This window comes from Bacillus sp. FJAT-50079 (assembly GCF_018343515.1).
Lineage (GTDB): Bacteria > Bacillota > Bacilli > Bacillales > Bacillaceae_C > Lederbergia.
The window spans coordinates 1-16,381 of the sequence record NZ_JAGYPD010000003.1 but is presented as its reverse complement, the minus strand read 5'-3'; the positions used below and the strand labels follow the sequence as shown (position 1 = coordinate 16,381).

The window sequence follows — 16,381 nt, the reverse complement described above, 5'->3', positions numbered from 1 at the left end:
ATCACCCCTACCCTTGATGAATTTTCGTCGCATATTCCATTATCTTTTCCTGTGTAGCTTCTTCTGCTGTTAATTCACCCGTAATTCGCCCTTCCGCCATGACGATGATCCGATGGCTCATCCGCAGTACTTCTGGTAATTCGGAGGAAATCATAATAATTGATTTCCCACTTTCTGCAAGCTCATCTAGTAATTTATAAATCTCTCCTTTTGCTCCGACATCAATCCCTCGTGTCGGCTCATCAAAAATCAAAATATCACAGTCTCGAAGTAACCATTTCGCTATTACGACTTTTTGTTGATTCCCTCCGGAGAGGAATTTGATTTTTTGATGGATCGACGGCGTTTTAATTTGAAGGCGATCGACATATTCATTAGCTGCTTTTTTAATCTTGGTATCGCTTACAAAAATACCGGTCTTTGCATAATTTCTCATCGTTGTCATCGACATATTCGATTTCACATCCATATCGACAAGCAGTCCAAATTGCTTGCGATCTTCTGATAAATAACCAATACCGTTTTTTACCGCTGTCGTTGGATTTGTAAGCTTTACGGTGCGTCCGTGGAGTGTAATTGTTCCACTCGCAATAGGGTCAGCACCAAATAAAACACGTGCTACCTCTGTTCGCCCAGCCCCCATTAATCCAGCAAACCCTAGGATTTCTCCTTTTTTCAGTTCAAAATGAATATCTTTTAAATGTGATTTCGTCGATACGTTTTTCACTTCAAGAACGACGTCCCTTTTTTGATTTGAAAAAGAAGGCTTTGATTCAATATAGACTTCACGTCCGACCATCAGTTGAATTACTTTGCTCATTTCAACTTCCGCCGTTTTGAGTGTATCAACGTATGTCCCATCACGCATCACCGTAATTCTGTCGGAAATTCTCTTTAGTTCATCCATTCGATGGGAAATATAAATGATTCCGACGCCTTTTCGGCGTAGATCATTAATTGTTTCAAACAGCGCATCAGTTTCGTTTTCCGTTAATGCAGTTGTTGGCTCGTCCATAATGATGATTTTTGAATGAAAGGATAATGCTTTGGCGATTTCAACCATTTGCTGTTTTGCAACGGTTAAATCCTTTACTTTCGTTCTTGGATTCAGATCAATATTTAAGTTATCAAACAGTTCCTTTGTTCTCGCATTTAACTCCTGATCTTTTAAGAAAAAGTTAAACATCCCTTTTGGTTCTCTTCCAATGAAAATATTTTCGGCAACGGTTAAATCTTTCATTAAGTTAAGTTCCTGATGAATCATTGATATTCCTATTTCCTGAGCTTGCTTCGGGGAGGTCATTTCAATCTCTCCCCCTTCAAATGTGATTGTGCCTTCATCCTTTAAATAGATACCGGTTAATATTTTCATAAGTGTGGATTTTCCAGCACCATTCTCTCCGACTAAGGCGAGTACTTCCCCACGTCTTAACTCAAGATCAACACTCGATAGCGCTTTCACCCCTGGAAATGATTTCGAGATGTTTTTCATTATTAATAGTGGATCACTCATTTCTCGTCCCCCTATCAACAAATACACTTTTGTTTTTCTTCTGTTTATTTTGATTTATGTTGATTATATACAAGTTAATTTACTAAATCAAGGCAATTTTTCACATTTTCAGAAATTTTAATTTATATATATGCAAAATTAATATCATCTATGTTGATCCATCACTTTGAGATGAAAGTGTGGTTTTAATGCCACATAGAGTTGCTTCATTTCCGCTAATTTCTCCTGATAAACGGAAAAATGCTTTTCATCCGGTTCAATGATTTGCTCCAATTGAATCCATGATTTCGCATCTGCTAATTGGGATAATTCGCCAATCGCGACAGCCCCGGCGATTGCAGCTCCCATTCCAGTGATTTCATCCTTTAAGCGCGGAACTTTTAATGGCAATCCCGTCATATCTGCGAGCATTTGCTGCCATAGTTTACTGTTTGCTCCTCCACCGAAAAACCATAATTCACGAAACGTCTTTTGCTCTGCTAAACATTTGTATATCCAAGTTAAATTTAGAGCGACCCCTTCCATCACAGCACGAATCATATGTCCGGCATCATGTTGAGGAGTTAAGCCAATAAAAGCACCTTTCGCATGCTTGTCCCAAATAGGGGATCGTTCTCCGATTAAATACGGAAGGAAAAATAGACGATTCGAACCAATTGGTGAACGCTCTGCTTGTTCATTCATCCATTGTAGTGAATTAGGTTGATTAGAAGCTGTTATTGAACGGATCCATTCAAATGATGTACCGGCGGATTGCATTGTTCCGATCGGCATAAACTTTTCTTTATCAACATGTATAAAATTAAACGTGCGCTGCTCTCGCTCAAAAATGGGTTGTGCTGACGCACTTGCTACCCAAGCGGATGAACCCAAGTATGAAAATAATTCTTCATCTTCGATCACCCCGGCGCCCATTGCAGCACAACTACCGTCAGCGCCACCCGCAATTACCTTCGTACCAGGTAGAAGCCCACATTCGATCGCCGCTTGATGTGTAATTGTCCCAATGCAATCAGTAGAAGCACAAACCATCGGAAGCTTTTCCTCAGGAATTCCCATAAAATCTAATATTTCCTTCATCCATACTTTTTCATTCAAATCAAACATTCCGGTACCGCTCGCATCGGAATAATCCGTTACAAATTCGCCTGTTAGTTTCAAAATGAGAAAATCCTTAGCCTGTAAGAAACAAACTGTTTTTTCATATAAATGAGGTTCATTTTCTTTGAACCACCATATTTTTGGGGCAGAATATGACGGTGTCGTTGGGTTTCCCGTTAGCCTATAAAGCCAATCTGAAGAAAAACGATCTAGTAGCTTTTCTGATTCACGATATGCCCTTTGGTCCGCCCAGATGATTGAATTACGAAGTACCTCGCCATTTTCCCCAACCGCTACTACTCCCATCATTTGTCCACTAAAGGAGACACATTTTATATCATCTTTATTTACTTTTTCAATAATGTTTTGTGTGTTATGACAAAGGGCATTCCACCAATCATTTGGATTCTGCTCCACCTCAAATTCATTGCCGTAAAACAATGGATAGGAAGATGTAACAGATGCCAACAATGTCCCATCTGGTGTATAAACAGTTGACTTTAACCCACTTGTTCCAATGTCATGAGCTAATATCAATTCATTACCTCCTTGCTTTCATCACTTTTACACCTTGATCTGCATACATCTTGAGCAGGGCATCATCCGCAAGTGAATCAACAATCATTGTATCCACATCTGCTATTTTCCCAATGGTAGCAAACGCCTTCTTCTCAAGCTTCGAGTGATCAAAAAGCAGAAACTTTTCTTCAGATCGTTCCATGATTTTGCTTTTTACTAATGCCTGCAATTCGTTTGAATCACTAATTCCCCAATCTAAATGAATTCCTTTACAAGAAAAAAATGATTTTTTCACATGATATTGTTCGATTGTTTTTAACGTCAATGGGCCAACAAATGACATTGATGATTCCATAAACGTCCCACCAGTACAGATAAGCCGAATATTGGAATGCTTTGCTAATTCTACACATATTGGAATTGAGTTAGTTAAGACCGTCAATGGGATATTTGGAAGATATCGTGCCACACATTGAATTGTGGAACTCGCATCTAGAAAAATAATGTCATTTTCTTCAATATGTTTGACCGCTTCTCGACCAATTTCTGTTTTTTCTTTTTTATGAATAATTTCCCTTTGGACATGAGGTAAATCTCCTTGTTCTCCCTCAAGCGACATTGCTCCACCATGCGTACGTAAAAGCTTTCCTTCGGATTCTAACTTTTCTAAATCACGCCGAATCGTTTCTTCCGTTACATGGAACTTATCACTAAGATCGGATACACGAACGGTTTTTTTATCCTTTACCGTCGCTAGAATCTCTCTTCTTCTGACAGCTACAAGCATGTCATCCACCTCCCATTATCTAACAACACCTTTTTTCAAAATAACATTAGCGTATAAAGCTGATTCGCTCGTCGAAATAATAGCATATGCTTCTTTCGCTCGATCATAAAAGGCAAATCGATCGATTTCTACTGTTCCAATGTTCTCTTCCCCAGATTCGATTAGAATTTCCTCATATTTGTTCCAAATTTCCGGCGTCGGATCCCCTTCTGGAGTTGCCATATATGTAACTGGACATAAAACAAATGTGTCGAGAGGAAAATACATTAATATGCTTTCCAAAAGAGGGGGAATTGAATGGCCATCTAAACGAACAAGTCTCTCTGTATGGGACGCAGCAGGAAAATTCCCATCGGCGATCACAATCTCATCACCATGTCCCATCTCCATCAATACTTTCATCAATTCAGGCGAAATATTATTTGGAATATGTTTAAGCATATTGTTCTCCTTTGTTTTCTGTTGTTTTATTTTTACTTTATCAAAAATACCAATATAAAACAACACACTATTCTAATTTATCCTTATCTAATGAAAATTCAGTCATAAAATAAAAACAGTGAAGCACTTGGCCTCACTGCTCTCCTCTTATGAAAATGCTTTTCCATATACAGTTAGTTTCTGAATGAAATCAACATCCGGCTCATAGCCAATTCCCGGACGATCGGGAACATGAATATATCCATCCTCGACAACCACTTCTGGTTCGATAATGTCTCTTTCCCAATAACGAGAGGATCCCGCTGTATCTCCCGGTAAAATAAAGTTTCCTAATGTCGTCAACGCAATATTATGCGCTCTTCCAACACCGGCTTCAAGCATGCCACCACACCATACCGCGATATCATGCTTCTGGCACAGATCATGAATTCGTTTTGACTCCGTTAATCCACCGACTCGGCCAATTTTAATATTAATGATTTTACAGCTTCCAAGTTCGATCGCTTTGCGTGTATCCTCATAGGAATGGATGCTTTCATCTAAGCAGACAGGTGTGCGAATTTCTTTTTGTAATTTCGCATGGTCAATAATATCATCGGCTGCTAGCGGCTGTTCAATCATCATTAAATCAAATTCATCTAGTTTTTTGAGAAGTTCGATATCTTTTAACGTATAGGCAGAATTAGCATCCGCCATGAGTGGGACATTAGGAAATTGTTTTCTAATTTGGCGAATGACATCGACATCCCAGCCTGGCATGATTTTCACTTTCATCCGCTTATATCCTTCGTTGACATGACGGTCGATGATCTTGAGAAGGTCGTCTACTGATTCCTGAATCCCGATGCTGACACCCACTTCGATTTTTGTTTTCTTTCCTCCAAGCGCAGTAGCAAGTGGGATACCTTTGTTACGCGCATATAAGTCCCAAACGGCCGTTTCAATTGCTGCCTTTGCCATATAATTTCTGCGAAAATCAGCAAATAGTGTTGATACTTCATCTGGATGCTCAATTGTTTGATTGAGCAAAGCGGGGATAAGAAAATCCTCAAGCATATGCCAATTCGTTTTCATCGTTTCTTCGTTATACCATGGAGCATGAAAAGCACCTGACTCTCCCCATCCGCTGTTTCCATTTTCATCTTTTACTTCAACTAATAAAAACTCTTTATCTTTAAGCGTCCCAAAGCTCGTTGTAAAATCAAATTTCATCTTCATTTTTAATTGACGCACAATGACTTCTTTAATGATCAATTTTTTCACCTTTTCATTTATGTATTAATGATCGGTCTAAAAGTTTATAATGGTGGACCGGTTCTTTTTTGCCTCTTTCAAGGGCTACGGCTGTGTATCCTTTATCAAATAACGTTTGAAAAATGTTTCTTGTTTTCATTCTCCAATCGATCGCCAACTCAAGATCCATCTTTTTTAACGCTTGAAAATCAGCTGGAACAGGCACATAAATCAATTGTTCAATAGGAATGATGTCGAAATCAGGTAATTGTGGAAAGTCCCTTGTCATTTCCCAGGGAATAATTGCAGATTGACTCAGCTTTGGTTCCGTATTTCCCTTAATATATTCGCTATCAATCCACCATTCGACTTGAAAACGATCAGTTGGCAGACCATTGTTTAGTCCATCATTAATTTCCCCATAACAATTTTCCACATATGTATGGCAAACCGCTCGCAGCTTCGACAAATTCAAATATGCATTTCTCGTTTCTAATGGGTCATATGTCCATGTAATTAAATGATATCCCATTTGCAACGCTGTTTTTCTTTGTCTCTCCTTTAACTTTTCACCAATTCCTTTACCACGATATTCTGGATGAATCCCCATATTATGTGAACATAAATACACCTTTCCATCGACAAATCCCGGAAAACTATAATTAAAGCCTATTAATTCGCCATGTATAAAAGCTCCCAGCATCAATCCGCCATTTTTAATCGCTGTTAATGTTTGATGTGATGGGATCGCATCTCCACGCCAAACAAGATCTTCCAAAGCCTGAACCTGATTCATCTCATCAATTGAATGCAATTGGCGTATTTCAATATTTTCAATCATTTTGCTTCACCTCTAATTCTCCTTTAAGTATAGCGCAGATATATTTTCATGTTTAGTATGAAATGACAAAATATTTACTTTTCCTTTATATTCACAATAAAAAGCTTGCCCAATCAAAGCGATTGAACAAGCTTTTTCCCTTATTCATATCTTAATGCATCAATTGGGCTAAGTTTGGACGCCTTGTTTGCCGGCAAGATCCCAAAGATAATTCCAATAAATGCTGAAAAGCCAACGCCAATGATGACAACAATCGGATTTATGATTGCCGTTATTGGTGAGAATTGTGAAACTAAGATGCTTCCTAATACAGCAAAGCCAATTCCAATTAATCCTCCTAAGGAAGTTAATGTTACTGACTCGATTAGAAACTGTAACAAGATTCTCCCTCTTGTTGCACCTAGTGCTTTTCTAAGTCCAATTTCTCTTGTACGTTCAGTGACAGATACGAGCATAATATTCATGACGCCGATTCCACCAACTAAGAGTGAAATCCCCGCAATACTACTAATAAACAACGTAATAATCGTTAAAAACTGCTCATATTCCGCTTGGTAGTCTCCCATATCGTATGTCGTATATATGCCATCTTCGAGATTTTTCGCTTCCGTTAACTTCTCACCCGCCAAGATTCCTGTTTCTACAAGTGTATCGGCATCTTGGGCAATGACAGCTAATTGCTCAACTTCTCTACTGCCAAACATCATAGAGATGACAGCTCTTGGCATGAGCATTTCTCCACTTTCATTCCAACGATATTGCTCAGGAATTGGCGATTCGTACACACCAATGACTTTATATGGATTGTCACTCAAATCGATGACTTCGCCAATCACTTCTTCCGTGCCGCTAAAAAACTTATCTCGCGCAACTGTATCAATCATAACTACCCGGTTCATACCGTCATTATCTCGTTCATTTATTACGCGTCCTTCAACAACTTGAATATTTCTTGCTGAAAAATATTCTGGACCAACACCGGTAATATCCAAATCACCCTGTTTGTCATTATATATCATCGTTCCCCAGCCTTGATTCGTTGCAAGCACCGCTTTTACGCCTGGTACCTCGGCAAGAACGTCAATATCTAAAGATGTTAATTCCGGCTCACTCCACATCATTATTTCTGAACCATCTTCACTCGGCAAAGGTTCATAAAATAGTTGAATGACATTTTCATCCGTACTAAATAAATCTTCCGTTAACTGTGTTTTTGCCCCTTGACCAATTGCGACAATCGTAATGACCGCTGCAACACCAATGATGATTCCAAGCATCGTTAAAATCGAGCGGATTTTATGATTCCAAATGGAGGAGAGGGCAATTTTAAAACTTTCCCATATATTCATGACATCTTCCTCCGGTCATCTATAATCAATCCATCTTTTAACGTAATAATTCGGTTTGAATAGGCAGCGATCTCTTCCTCATGTGTGACAAGGATGATCGTCTTGCCCTCGTTATTCAGTTGCACTAATAAATCTAATATTTGTGCGCTCGTTTTTGAATCGAGTGCACCTGTTGGCTCGTCCGCTAAAATAATCGAAGGATCGTTCACAAGTGCCCGTGCAATCGCCACTCTTTGCTTCTGTCCACCTGAGAGCTGGTTCGGCAAATGCCCCATTCGATCTTCCAATCCTACTTTAGCGAGCATTTCTTTTGCTCTGCTCGCTCTTTCTTTCTTAGATACCCCTGAGTAAATGAGCGGAGATTCAACGTTCTTAAGAGCGTTCAGCCTCGGCAGTAAGAAAAATTGTTGAAAAACAAAGCCGATATGCTCGTTTCGTAATTTTGCTAAGCTTTTCTCCTTAACGGAGCTAACATCCTCACCATTTAATTCATATGTTCCTGTTGTCGGGTAATCCAAAAATCCAATTATATTCATCAATGTGGATTTTCCTGATCCAGATGGTCCCATAATAGAAATGAATTCCCCATCTTCGATCTCCAAATCAATTCCATGCAAAACAGGAACTTTCAATTGCCCATTCCCGTAAATTTTTGTAATTTCACTCAACTTCATCAAAGGAGGTCACTTCCATTCCATCGAACAATCCATCGTAAGGGGAGATGACAACAAGTTCGTTATTGCTCACACCTTCAGTAATTTCAATAAACTCATCATTCATGGCTCCCGTTTGAATTTCACGTCGCTCCAAAATCCCTTCATTTAAAACGTAGACGACTTCAATTCCGCCCTCATCTATGATGGCCGTATGTGGGATCGTTAGAAACTTCTCATCTCCACTAATATTTATTTCCATCGAAACATGGAAGCCTTGACGAAGTTCTGATGTATCATCTGTGATCGCCACTTTAAATGGATACATCGTTACACTTCCACCACCGCCACCGTATGCAAAGTCATCTCCGCCACCTTCATCGTTTGGAAATTGAGAGACAGATTCAACGACACCTTGCCACTCACGCTCTTTATATACTTTTGGACGGATAATAACCGGTTGGTTTTCTTGAATTCTCACCGCATCAAACTCACTCATTGTACCAATAACTTTATAAGGCTCACTTGAAATAATATGTATAACAGGTTCATTTGATCCCGTTTCAGTTTTCGCTACATTTTTTTCAACCTTAACGATGATTCCATCTATTTTACTCGCGACTGTCATCTCTTTAATTTGCGCATCAATATCATTAATTTGATCTTGAGTTGCTGAAACTTCCGCCTTTGTGCCTTCGTATTGCATTTCCATTTGAATTTTTTCATTTAGCAACTGATTGACATCTTCTTGTGTCACTTCCTCGATGACCTCACCCGTTTCCTCATCGACTTTCGGATTTCCTACTTTTTTCTTTGCAGCGGCAATGCGTTTATCCAATTCTGCCATTTGGTTCAATTCTGTATTTGCTCTTTTTTGAATCAGGTCCCTTTCACGGACAGCACGGCCAAATTCTTTTTCAAGCTTCGTAGCATCATAGATAAATAGTGGGTCACCAACCTTCACTTCTTGGTTTTCTTCCACTTTATATTCAAGAATGTCTCCTTTTTCAGGCTCTAAATAGACTTTTTGTTCCCCTTCTGGAACAATCTTTCCCGAAACAAGAATTGATTCCGATAATTCTCTCTCTGCTGCTTTTTGCACGACGATCGCCATCTCTTCTGGCTCAAAGCTTGTCATTTGTGCATTTTTATTTTTCACCCATAAAGTGATTGATGTTGCGATAACCAACACACCGACAATTGAACCAATCCAAATCCAAACCTTTTTCACGTTTTTTCCCCCTAAACTCCCTTTTTTTGAGTTTTCATTCTATTTATCCAGTAAAATTGCGTATCTATATATATTAACGTATTTTATATGACAAAAGTTTCACATTTTTGGAAATAAAAATCGTCAAAAAAAGACAGCCTGGTAATTCAGGCTATCTTTTGTTATTTATTCATTCGACTCTACGGGCTTTTGTTGATAATATTTTCTGCCAATCCATGTTTGAATAATGAGGAAGATCCCACCAACTGCCCAGTATAAAGGTAATGCCGCTGGTGCAGAAAATGAAATAAACATTATCATCACGGGCGATATATACATAAAAATACGCATTTGCTTCTTCTGATCTTCAGGCATCGTTACCATCGATACTTGCGCTTGCACAAAATAGACAAGGCCAGCAATGATCGTCATGACAACATCTGTGTGCCCTAAATTAAACCATAAAAATGAATGAGTCGCAATTTCCTGTGAGCTTCGAATGGCAAAGTACAGGCCCGTTAAAATGGGCATTTGAATCAGCATAGGCAGGCACCCCATATTAAATGGATTGACGTTATGCTTTTGATACAATTCCATTATTTCCTGTTGGGCTTGCTTTTGTGCTTCAGGTGTATTTGCTTCTTTTGAACGCTTTTTAATTTCTTCCATTTCCGGTTTAATCTTCGCCATTTTTTCCTTCATTTCTTGCTGATGTTTATATGTTTTTAACATAAACGGCATCAGTACAAGGCGGATCAGTAGCGTAATAAAGATAATAGCTAATCCAAAATTGTCTCCAAAAAAGTGCCCTATTTCATGGATGAGAAACGCAAATGGAGCAACAAATGTATTGTAAAAAAGTCCTGTTTGATTTTCAACGCCTGAACAGCCACCTAAGAGAGCTGTAACAGCGATAAGAATCGTTAGTATTATCGTATTTTTCTTCAATGAATTCACCTTTCTATTTTAAAATTTGAATTTTAAATAGAAAGATGAGGACCTTCGGAATCATCTGGACTTTCTTTTCTTTTAATCGTTCTCATTAATAAATAAACGAGTCGATCAGGATTTTCTATCACATGCTCAGGCATCCTTATGATTGCCATTTGAGGTTCAAAATCCGATTTATTACGTGTGTAAACAGGATGCCCCAAAGAAAAAAGCTGTAAGCTAAGGATCCAAATAACAGCAAGCGTCAGTGGTACAATCCATTCAGCATATGAATCTTGGAGAATTAGTTCAAACATAAGTAACACCCAATTTCTATTGTCTCATTACATTATAACGATATTTCTGTGAAAAAGTAAAATTGTATTCTATAATTTTCGGATATTCTCCTTGATTATGTTTTTTAATTTTGTTAAGATAACTGACGAACGTTCGTTAATTTTTGAGGTGATACGATTGAAAAGCAATGAAATTAAGGAAGCTGCTCTCAAATATTTTACGATTCATGGATATGAAGGAGCATCCCTTTCACTTATAGCTGAAGAAGTTGGCATGAAAAAGCAATCGATTTACGCACATTTTAAAGGAAAAGATGACCTTTTTCTGCAAGTTTTGCATGATGCGAAAGAAATGGACCTATCTTCAAATCGCCAATATTTCAGTAAGGTTGGAGCAAGTCGTCCTGAAGAAGTGTTGTATGGATATCTAAAATTTCTCATCGATCTTTTTCAAAAAAATGAGCAATTAAAATTTTGGCTTCGTATGTCTTTTTTTCCACCGGCTCATCTTGAAAAGGTAATCGAACAAGAAGTGATGGATATTGAAGAAAAGATGCAAGCAATATTAGAAGCGAAATTTCAAGATTGGATCGATGCTCATTTAATCGTTGGAGATACGGCAATAACGCCGACCTTAGCCTTCTTGGGAGTCGTTGATTCCATATTACTTGAGCTTGTGTATGGAAACGATGAGAATCGATTGCAAACCAAATTAGCCGCTTCTTGGGCAGTGTTTTGGAGAGGTATTTCATATCAGGGGGCTAATATATGAAAAAACCAATTAAAGAACAAAAAATGGTATTAATTATCCTTCTAAGCAATTTATTCCTTGTGTTTTTAGGAATCGGACTGATTATTCCCGTAATGCCTGCCTTTATGAATATGATGCATTTATCTGGAAGTACGATGGGCTATCTTTTTGCTGCTTTTGCAGTAGCCCAACTGATTATGTCACCATCCGCAGGTCGATGGGTTGACCGTTACGGCAGAAAGAAAATCATTATTATCGGCTTATTTCTTTTTGGTCTTTCAGAACTTATTTTTGGTATTGGCACGAACGTAACAATCCTTTATCTCTCAAGGATTTTAGGCGGAGTTAGCGCCGCGTTTATTATGCCTGGTGTAACTGCCTATGTTGCAGATATTACAAGCATTCAGGAGCGGCCAAAAGCGATGGGCTATATTTCTGCCGCTATTAGTACCGGCTTCATTATTGGGCCTGGCATTGGCGGATTTATTGCAGAATACGGGATACGGATGCCCTTCTTTTTCGCAGCAGCCATTGCATTTCTATCCTGCCTTTCATCTATATTTATATTAAAAGAGCCATTAACGAAAGAAGAGCTTGCAGACATTTCCGCGAATACGAAGCAAACTAGTTTTATTGGGGATTTAAAAAAATCACTTCATCCGCGGTACTTTATTGCCTTTATGATCGTATTCGTATTAGCTTTCGGTTTATCAGCATATGAAACGATGTTCAGTCTTTTCTCTGATCATAAATTTGGATATACGCCGAAGGATATTGCAACCATTATTACGATCAGTTCGATCTTCGGTGTTGTCGTGCAAGTATTTATGTTTGGAAAAATCGTAGATATGCTTGGTGAAAAGAAGCTGATCCAATTATGCTTAGTGATAAGTGCCATTTTAGCGGTCGCGTCTACCGTAATCTCTAGCTTTTTGGCAGTGCTAGCGATCGCTTGCTTCATCTTCCTTGCATTTGATTTACTCCGTCCAGCATTGACGACATTTTTATCAAAAGCTGGTGGAAAAGAACAAGGATTTGTCGCTGGAATGAATTCAACCTATACGAGCTTAGGTACGGTCGTCGGACCAATAATGGCCGGAATACTATTTGACGTTAATATCCACTATCCTTATCTTTTCGCTGCTTTTATTTTGTTCATCGGTCTTTGCATTACACTCACATGGAAAGAAAATCAATTAGTGGAAAGCTTAACAGAATAACTAGGAAAGCACACGGTCCTTTGGAACACTCAAAGGACCGTATGTTTCTATACTGATTGTTCAAATGTTTTGCAAAGCACGCGCTCGGAAAATATATTCGCAAAGGTATTCCGTTGTTCACCTACGGAATTGATCGATTACATTATGTCCTAGCTTCAGGTTGAGCTGCCTAGCAATGAACTATCTTTTACTAGCAAAGCTCTTTCCTTTTAAAAATACGTATTGAAAACATTGTTAACAAAGCAAGCAAGGCAACAGTTACAATCATCGTAATCGATATTCTCCCAGAAGCTGATTGCCCCATCCAAAATTCACTTGCATATCCGGTTAATCCAAACGGACTCCATTTAAACTTTTCAGGGAGTAATGAAGATATCATCGATAAAACAATAACAGTGCCCAATGATCCAAAAGCTGCTATTCCGGATTTTGAACTACAACTGCTAAAAAACAAAGTAAGTGTAAAAATAAATATGAGCCAGATTCCGAATGTAAGGCTTCCAGCAAAAAAGTCTGATGCTGGAACCCATTCAAACAGTTGATACGTATAATACCAAGCCGCAAGCATGCCGAGCATGTAAGAACAGAAAACGAGAACGACCCCATGAAGCCATTTTGCCAAAACAAACGCATAATATGAAACGGGCTTTACGAGAACCATCGCGGCAGTTCCTGATTTCCTTTCACTGGCTAGAATTCCCATAAACGCCAAAACGATGACAAGCACGCCAAATAAATTCAGCTGACCCGCTGTCCGAACAAGTACTTCTCCCGCCGCCGGCAGTGGAATTTCAATGATTGCCCCTTCAGGTAATCCACCGAATTTCTCAATAATTTGTGGTGTATAGTATGCCGATAATGGCTCCATAATCCCCAAAATGATAAATACGAGCGGCATCCAAATCCATTTAATATCCCGAACGGCCTCCAACCTTTCTTTTTTGAAAAGAATGAGAAATTGATTCATTTTTTCACCACTTTCATAAATATATCTTCTAATGAAGGATTGCTTTGTTCAAATTTAAGCAGTGGCAAATTCTCACGAAGAACGATTTGGAAGACATCATTTTTCGCACGTTCGTCATCTTGAATATTCATCACCATTGTATCTTCGTATATATTTATTTCATATTGACTGAAAAGGGGTGCAAATGTTGATGCACTCTGGGAAAATTGTAGTTTAAACATCTTCTCCGTATTTCTATCCCTCACCTCTTTTAAACTGCCAGATTCGATGAGTTTGCCTTCATTCATAAATAAAACGTAATCGCTTATTTCCTCTGCATCATTTAAAATGTGAGTGGAAAATAAAATCGTCGTCTCCTCTTTTAGCCTTTTCATTAGTTCGAGTACTTCCCGTCTTCCAAATGGATCAAGCGCGGAAACGGGTTCATCTAGTAAAATAAGTTTTGGCTTATGAATAAGCGCTTGGGCAATTCCCAGTCTTTGTTTCATTCCACCTGAATATTGATTAATTCTTCGATTTTTTGCTTCTTCTAAACCAACAAGCTGTAAAAGAGAGCCTGTTCTCGTTTCCGCTTCTTTTTTTGTTAAGCCACATACTTCACCAGCAAACATCATATATTCCTTGCCAGACATCCAACCGTAAAAAGAAGGATACTGCGGGAGAAATCCGATCATCGTCCGAAGATCTTGCTTTTCATTTAAAAGTGGTGAACGAATGCCTCCCGTTGTTGGACTAAGTAAGCCAGCAATCATATTTAATGTCGTCGTTTTGCCCGCCCCATTCGGACCTAGCAAGGCAGTACACTTCTTCTCTTTCAGAACAAACTCAATATTCTCGACTGCCTTTTTATTTTTATAAAGCTTTGAAAGGTTTGTTATTTCAAGTACATTCATCGATCCTTTCTCCTTCCAATTACAAAATAAAGAATAGGACCTATCAAATTACCAAATAAAATAATTAACGCCCACATCCATTTGGGTCCATTCGTCTGAATTTGTCTTTTCAAATCAATGAAAGCAATGACAATGAGTATAAATTGAATAACAAGAATTGGTGCAATTAATCCCCAATTGATCGTTATCATCAAATATCACCTTCCTCACACCTGTTATATATATAATATAACAGATACATTTACTATTTTCTATATATTTTTTATCTTTATAGTTGAAATAAATAACATACATTTGCGCTTCAAGCACTTCACTTTTCAGTGGGTGAGCGGTGAAGCGCTTCGGAAGTTCACGAAGCCGTTGCCACACGAGGCGGCGATTTTAGGCTTCGTTCCTTACAGGCAGGTTTTTACCTGTCTCGCGCTTCCCGCAGGACAATTGAATAAGCTTCCCTGCACGCCCGCCACACCGAGGAATGCGAGGCATTATCGAGGGGCCGCCGCCTTTAACCCTAATCAACTAGGTATGCATCTGTAAAAAAACATTGAAGGGTTATTTACATTTGACAGTGCTCTTTCAAAATTCTAATCAATCCTACCAAACAAAAAAACGCTCTAAATGAGCGTTTCAGACTGTAGACAAACACAGAAATTTAGGTGTTTGCTTACGGTCTTTTTTCTTTTAAAATAGTGGTAACCTAGGAAAGTTGATTTCCGCTTCGGGCGGACGCGTTCCGCGGGCACGGCTTCAGCCGCTTCCCTCGCTGTGCTCAGTCCAGGGTCTTCAGCTCGCGCTGTTCCCGCAGGAGTCGCCGCCCTACGCTCCAATCAACGGTATTTCTTATTAAAAATAGGAGGTGATGGATATGATGACGAAGAATCAAATCAATGAGCGCGAACAGTTGGAAATGCTGACCATAGAGCAGTTGGTTCCTCAAAATCATCTAGTTCGCAAACTAGATGCGGCTATTGATTTCTCCTTCATCTATCCATTAGTTGAAGATCTTTACTCGACCATCGGTAGACCCAGCATAGATCCTGTAGTGCTGATCAAGATGACATTCATTCAGTATACCTTCGGCATCCGCTCCATGCGCCAGACAATCAAGGAAATTGAAACGAACGTGGCATATCGCTGGTTTCTAGGCTTTGGCTTTCATACCGAGGTTCCTCACTTCTCCACGTTTGGGAAAAACTATGTCCGTCGATTTGCAGATACTGATCTGTTCGAGCAGATTTTCTATAAAGTTCTAAACGAAGTGACAAATCGTGGGCTTCTCAGCCCAGATCATGTCTTCATTGATTCGACCCATGTTAAAGCGAGTGCGAATAAGAGAAAGTTCGAGAAGAAGGTTGTTCGTAAAGAGACGCGAGCTTATGAGAAGAGGCTCCAGGAGGAGCTCAACCTTGATCGTGAAAAGAACGGGAAGAAACCATTCCCACCGGAAAAGTTTGAAACAGAAGAGTACAAGGAGATTAAAGAATCGACAACGGACCCTGAGAGTGGTTATTACGTTAAGGATGAACGGACAAAGCAATTTGCCTATTCTTTTCACGCTGCTACGGACGAGAAGGGATTTGTACTCGCAAACATCGTCACTCCAGGAAATGTTCACGATAGTAATATGCTTGAACCGCTAGTCCAGAAAATCATCGACCAGGTAGGACGTCCAATCGT

At 39.1% G+C, this 16,381-nt stretch carries 17 protein-coding genes; 3 read left to right on the top strand and 14 right to left on the bottom strand.

Annotated features, from left to right (window positions below):
- Window positions 1-7 precede the first annotated feature (7 nt).
- The 11 genes from KHA95_RS07880 to KHA95_RS07830 all read right to left on the bottom strand — a co-directional run bounded on the left by KHA95_RS07880 (window position 8) and on the right by KHA95_RS07830 (window position 10,894).
- Window positions 8-1,513: a sugar ABC transporter ATP-binding protein gene (locus tag KHA95_RS07880; RefSeq protein ID WP_213136965.1), complete on the bottom strand. Its 1,506-nt coding sequence runs from the start codon at window positions 1,511-1,513 to the stop codon at window positions 8-10.
- A gap of 144 nt (window positions 1,514-1,657) precedes the next feature.
- The gene (xylB, locus tag KHA95_RS07875) at window positions 1,658-3,151 is read right to left on the bottom strand and encodes a xylulokinase (protein WP_213136964.1); all 1,494 of its coding nucleotides are present in this window, start codon (window positions 3,149-3,151) and stop codon (window positions 1,658-1,660) included.
- A 4-nt stretch (window positions 3,152-3,155) separates the two neighbouring features.
- A complete protein-coding gene (locus KHA95_RS07870) occupies window positions 3,156-3,920 on the bottom strand; it encodes a DeoR/GlpR family DNA-binding transcription regulator (RefSeq protein ID WP_213136963.1) in 765 nt (254 codons plus the stop codon).
- Window positions 3,921-3,935: 15 nt separating this feature from the next.
- Window positions 3,936-4,361 carry an RbsD/FucU family protein gene (locus KHA95_RS07865; protein ID WP_213136962.1) on the bottom strand — a complete coding sequence of 142 codons (426 nt, stop codon included), beginning with the start codon at window positions 4,359-4,361 and terminating at the stop codon, window positions 3,936-3,938.
- Window positions 4,362-4,508: 147 nt separating this feature from the next.
- Window positions 4,509-5,615 (bottom strand): o-succinylbenzoate synthase, encoded by a 1,107-nt coding sequence (gene menC, locus KHA95_RS07860; RefSeq protein WP_213136961.1) that lies wholly within the window; start codon window positions 5,613-5,615, stop codon window positions 4,509-4,511.
- A 13-nt stretch (window positions 5,616-5,628) separates the two neighbouring features.
- Window positions 5,629-6,435, bottom strand: a complete 807-nt coding sequence (locus tag KHA95_RS07855; RefSeq protein WP_213136960.1) for a GNAT family N-acetyltransferase — start codon at window positions 6,433-6,435, stop codon at window positions 5,629-5,631.
- A 140-nt stretch (window positions 6,436-6,575) separates the two neighbouring features.
- Window positions 6,576-7,784, bottom strand: coding sequence for an ABC transporter permease (locus KHA95_RS07850; protein ID WP_213136959.1), 1,209 nt, complete (start codon window positions 7,782-7,784; stop codon window positions 6,576-6,578).
- Window positions 7,781-8,461 (bottom strand): ABC transporter ATP-binding protein, encoded by a 681-nt coding sequence (locus KHA95_RS07845; protein ID WP_213136958.1) that lies wholly within the window; start codon window positions 8,459-8,461, stop codon window positions 7,781-7,783. Before KHA95_RS07845 ends, KHA95_RS07850 begins: the two co-directional genes overlap by 4 nt.
- Window positions 8,445-9,668, bottom strand: coding sequence for an efflux RND transporter periplasmic adaptor subunit (locus tag KHA95_RS07840; protein WP_349305449.1), 1,224 nt, complete (start codon window positions 9,666-9,668; stop codon window positions 8,445-8,447). Before KHA95_RS07840 ends, KHA95_RS07845 begins: the two co-directional genes overlap by 17 nt.
- Window positions 9,669-9,833: 165 nt before the next feature.
- Window positions 9,834-10,595 carry a membrane protein insertase YidC gene (gene yidC, locus KHA95_RS07835; RefSeq protein ID WP_213136957.1) on the bottom strand — a complete coding sequence of 254 codons (762 nt, stop codon included), beginning with the start codon at window positions 10,593-10,595 and terminating at the stop codon, window positions 9,834-9,836.
- A 32-nt stretch (window positions 10,596-10,627) separates the two neighbouring features.
- Window positions 10,628-10,894 (bottom strand): hypothetical protein, encoded by a 267-nt coding sequence (locus tag KHA95_RS07830; RefSeq protein ID WP_213136956.1) that lies wholly within the window; start codon window positions 10,892-10,894, stop codon window positions 10,628-10,630.
- Between the two features lie 157 nt (window positions 10,895-11,051).
- On the opposite strand from KHA95_RS07830, the gene KHA95_RS07825 reads away from it, so the two are divergent.
- A complete protein-coding gene (locus KHA95_RS07825; protein ID WP_213136955.1) occupies window positions 11,052-11,645 on the top strand; it encodes a TetR/AcrR family transcriptional regulator in 594 nt (197 codons plus the stop codon).
- Window positions 11,642-12,844, top strand: a complete 1,203-nt coding sequence (locus tag KHA95_RS07820; RefSeq protein ID WP_213136954.1) for an MFS transporter — start codon at window positions 11,642-11,644, stop codon at window positions 12,842-12,844. The genes KHA95_RS07825 and KHA95_RS07820 overlap by 4 nt, the downstream gene beginning before the upstream one ends.
- Before the next feature lie 190 nt (window positions 12,845-13,034).
- Here the strand turns inward: KHA95_RS07820 and KHA95_RS07815 are convergent, their stop codons facing one another.
- From KHA95_RS07815 to KHA95_RS07805, 3 genes are read right to left on the bottom strand one after another with little or no spacing between them, the layout of a single operon-like run.
- Window positions 13,035-13,811 (bottom strand): ABC transporter permease, encoded by a 777-nt coding sequence (locus KHA95_RS07815; RefSeq protein ID WP_213136953.1) that lies wholly within the window; start codon window positions 13,809-13,811, stop codon window positions 13,035-13,037.
- The gene (locus KHA95_RS07810) at window positions 13,808-14,704 is read right to left on the bottom strand and encodes an ABC transporter ATP-binding protein (protein WP_213136952.1); all 897 of its coding nucleotides are present in this window, start codon (window positions 14,702-14,704) and stop codon (window positions 13,808-13,810) included. The genes KHA95_RS07815 and KHA95_RS07810 overlap by 4 nt, the downstream gene beginning before the upstream one ends.
- Complete coding sequence (locus KHA95_RS07805; RefSeq protein WP_213136951.1) at window positions 14,701-14,895, bottom strand: PLD nuclease N-terminal domain-containing protein; 195 nt, start codon at window positions 14,893-14,895, stop codon at window positions 14,701-14,703. Before KHA95_RS07805 ends, KHA95_RS07810 begins: the two co-directional genes overlap by 4 nt.
- A gap of 674 nt (window positions 14,896-15,569) precedes the next feature.
- Between KHA95_RS07805 and KHA95_RS07800 the strand changes: the two genes are divergently transcribed.
- The coding region (locus tag KHA95_RS07800; protein ID WP_213136950.1) for a transposase at window positions 15,570-16,381 on the top strand (812 nt) is incomplete at its 3' end.

Bases quoted from the DNA above. Each gene is read 5' to 3' on its own strand.
- KHA95_RS07815 (WP_213136953.1), bottom strand. From the start codon at position 13,811: ATGAATCAATTTCTCATTCTTTTCAAAAAAGAAAGGTTGGAGGCCGTT.
- KHA95_RS07855 (WP_213136960.1), bottom strand. From the start codon at position 6,435: ATGATTGAAAATATTGAAATACGCCAATTGCATTCAATTGATGAGATG.
- KHA95_RS07870 (WP_213136963.1), bottom strand. From the start codon at position 3,920: ATGCTTGTAGCTGTCAGAAGAAGAGAGATTCTAGCGACGGTAAAGGAT.
- KHA95_RS07880 (WP_213136965.1), bottom strand. From the start codon at position 1,513: ATGAGTGATCCACTATTAATAATGAAAAACATCTCGAAATCATTTCCA.
- KHA95_RS07830 (WP_213136956.1), bottom strand. From the start codon at position 10,894: ATGTTTGAACTAATTCTCCAAGATTCATATGCTGAATGGATTGTACCA.
- KHA95_RS07865 (WP_213136962.1), bottom strand. From the start codon at position 4,361: ATGCTTAAACATATTCCAAATAATATTTCGCCTGAATTGATGAAAGTA.
- KHA95_RS07805 (WP_213136951.1), bottom strand. From the start codon at position 14,895: ATGATAACGATCAATTGGGGATTAATTGCACCAATTCTTGTTATTCAA.
- KHA95_RS07820 (WP_213136954.1), top strand. From the start codon at position 11,642: ATGAAAAAACCAATTAAAGAACAAAAAATGGTATTAATTATCCTTCTA.
- KHA95_RS07850 (WP_213136959.1), bottom strand. From the start codon at position 7,784: ATGAATATATGGGAAAGTTTTAAAATTGCCCTCTCCTCCATTTGGAAT.
- KHA95_RS07810 (WP_213136952.1), bottom strand. From the start codon at position 14,704: ATGAATGTACTTGAAATAACAAACCTTTCAAAGCTTTATAAAAATAAA.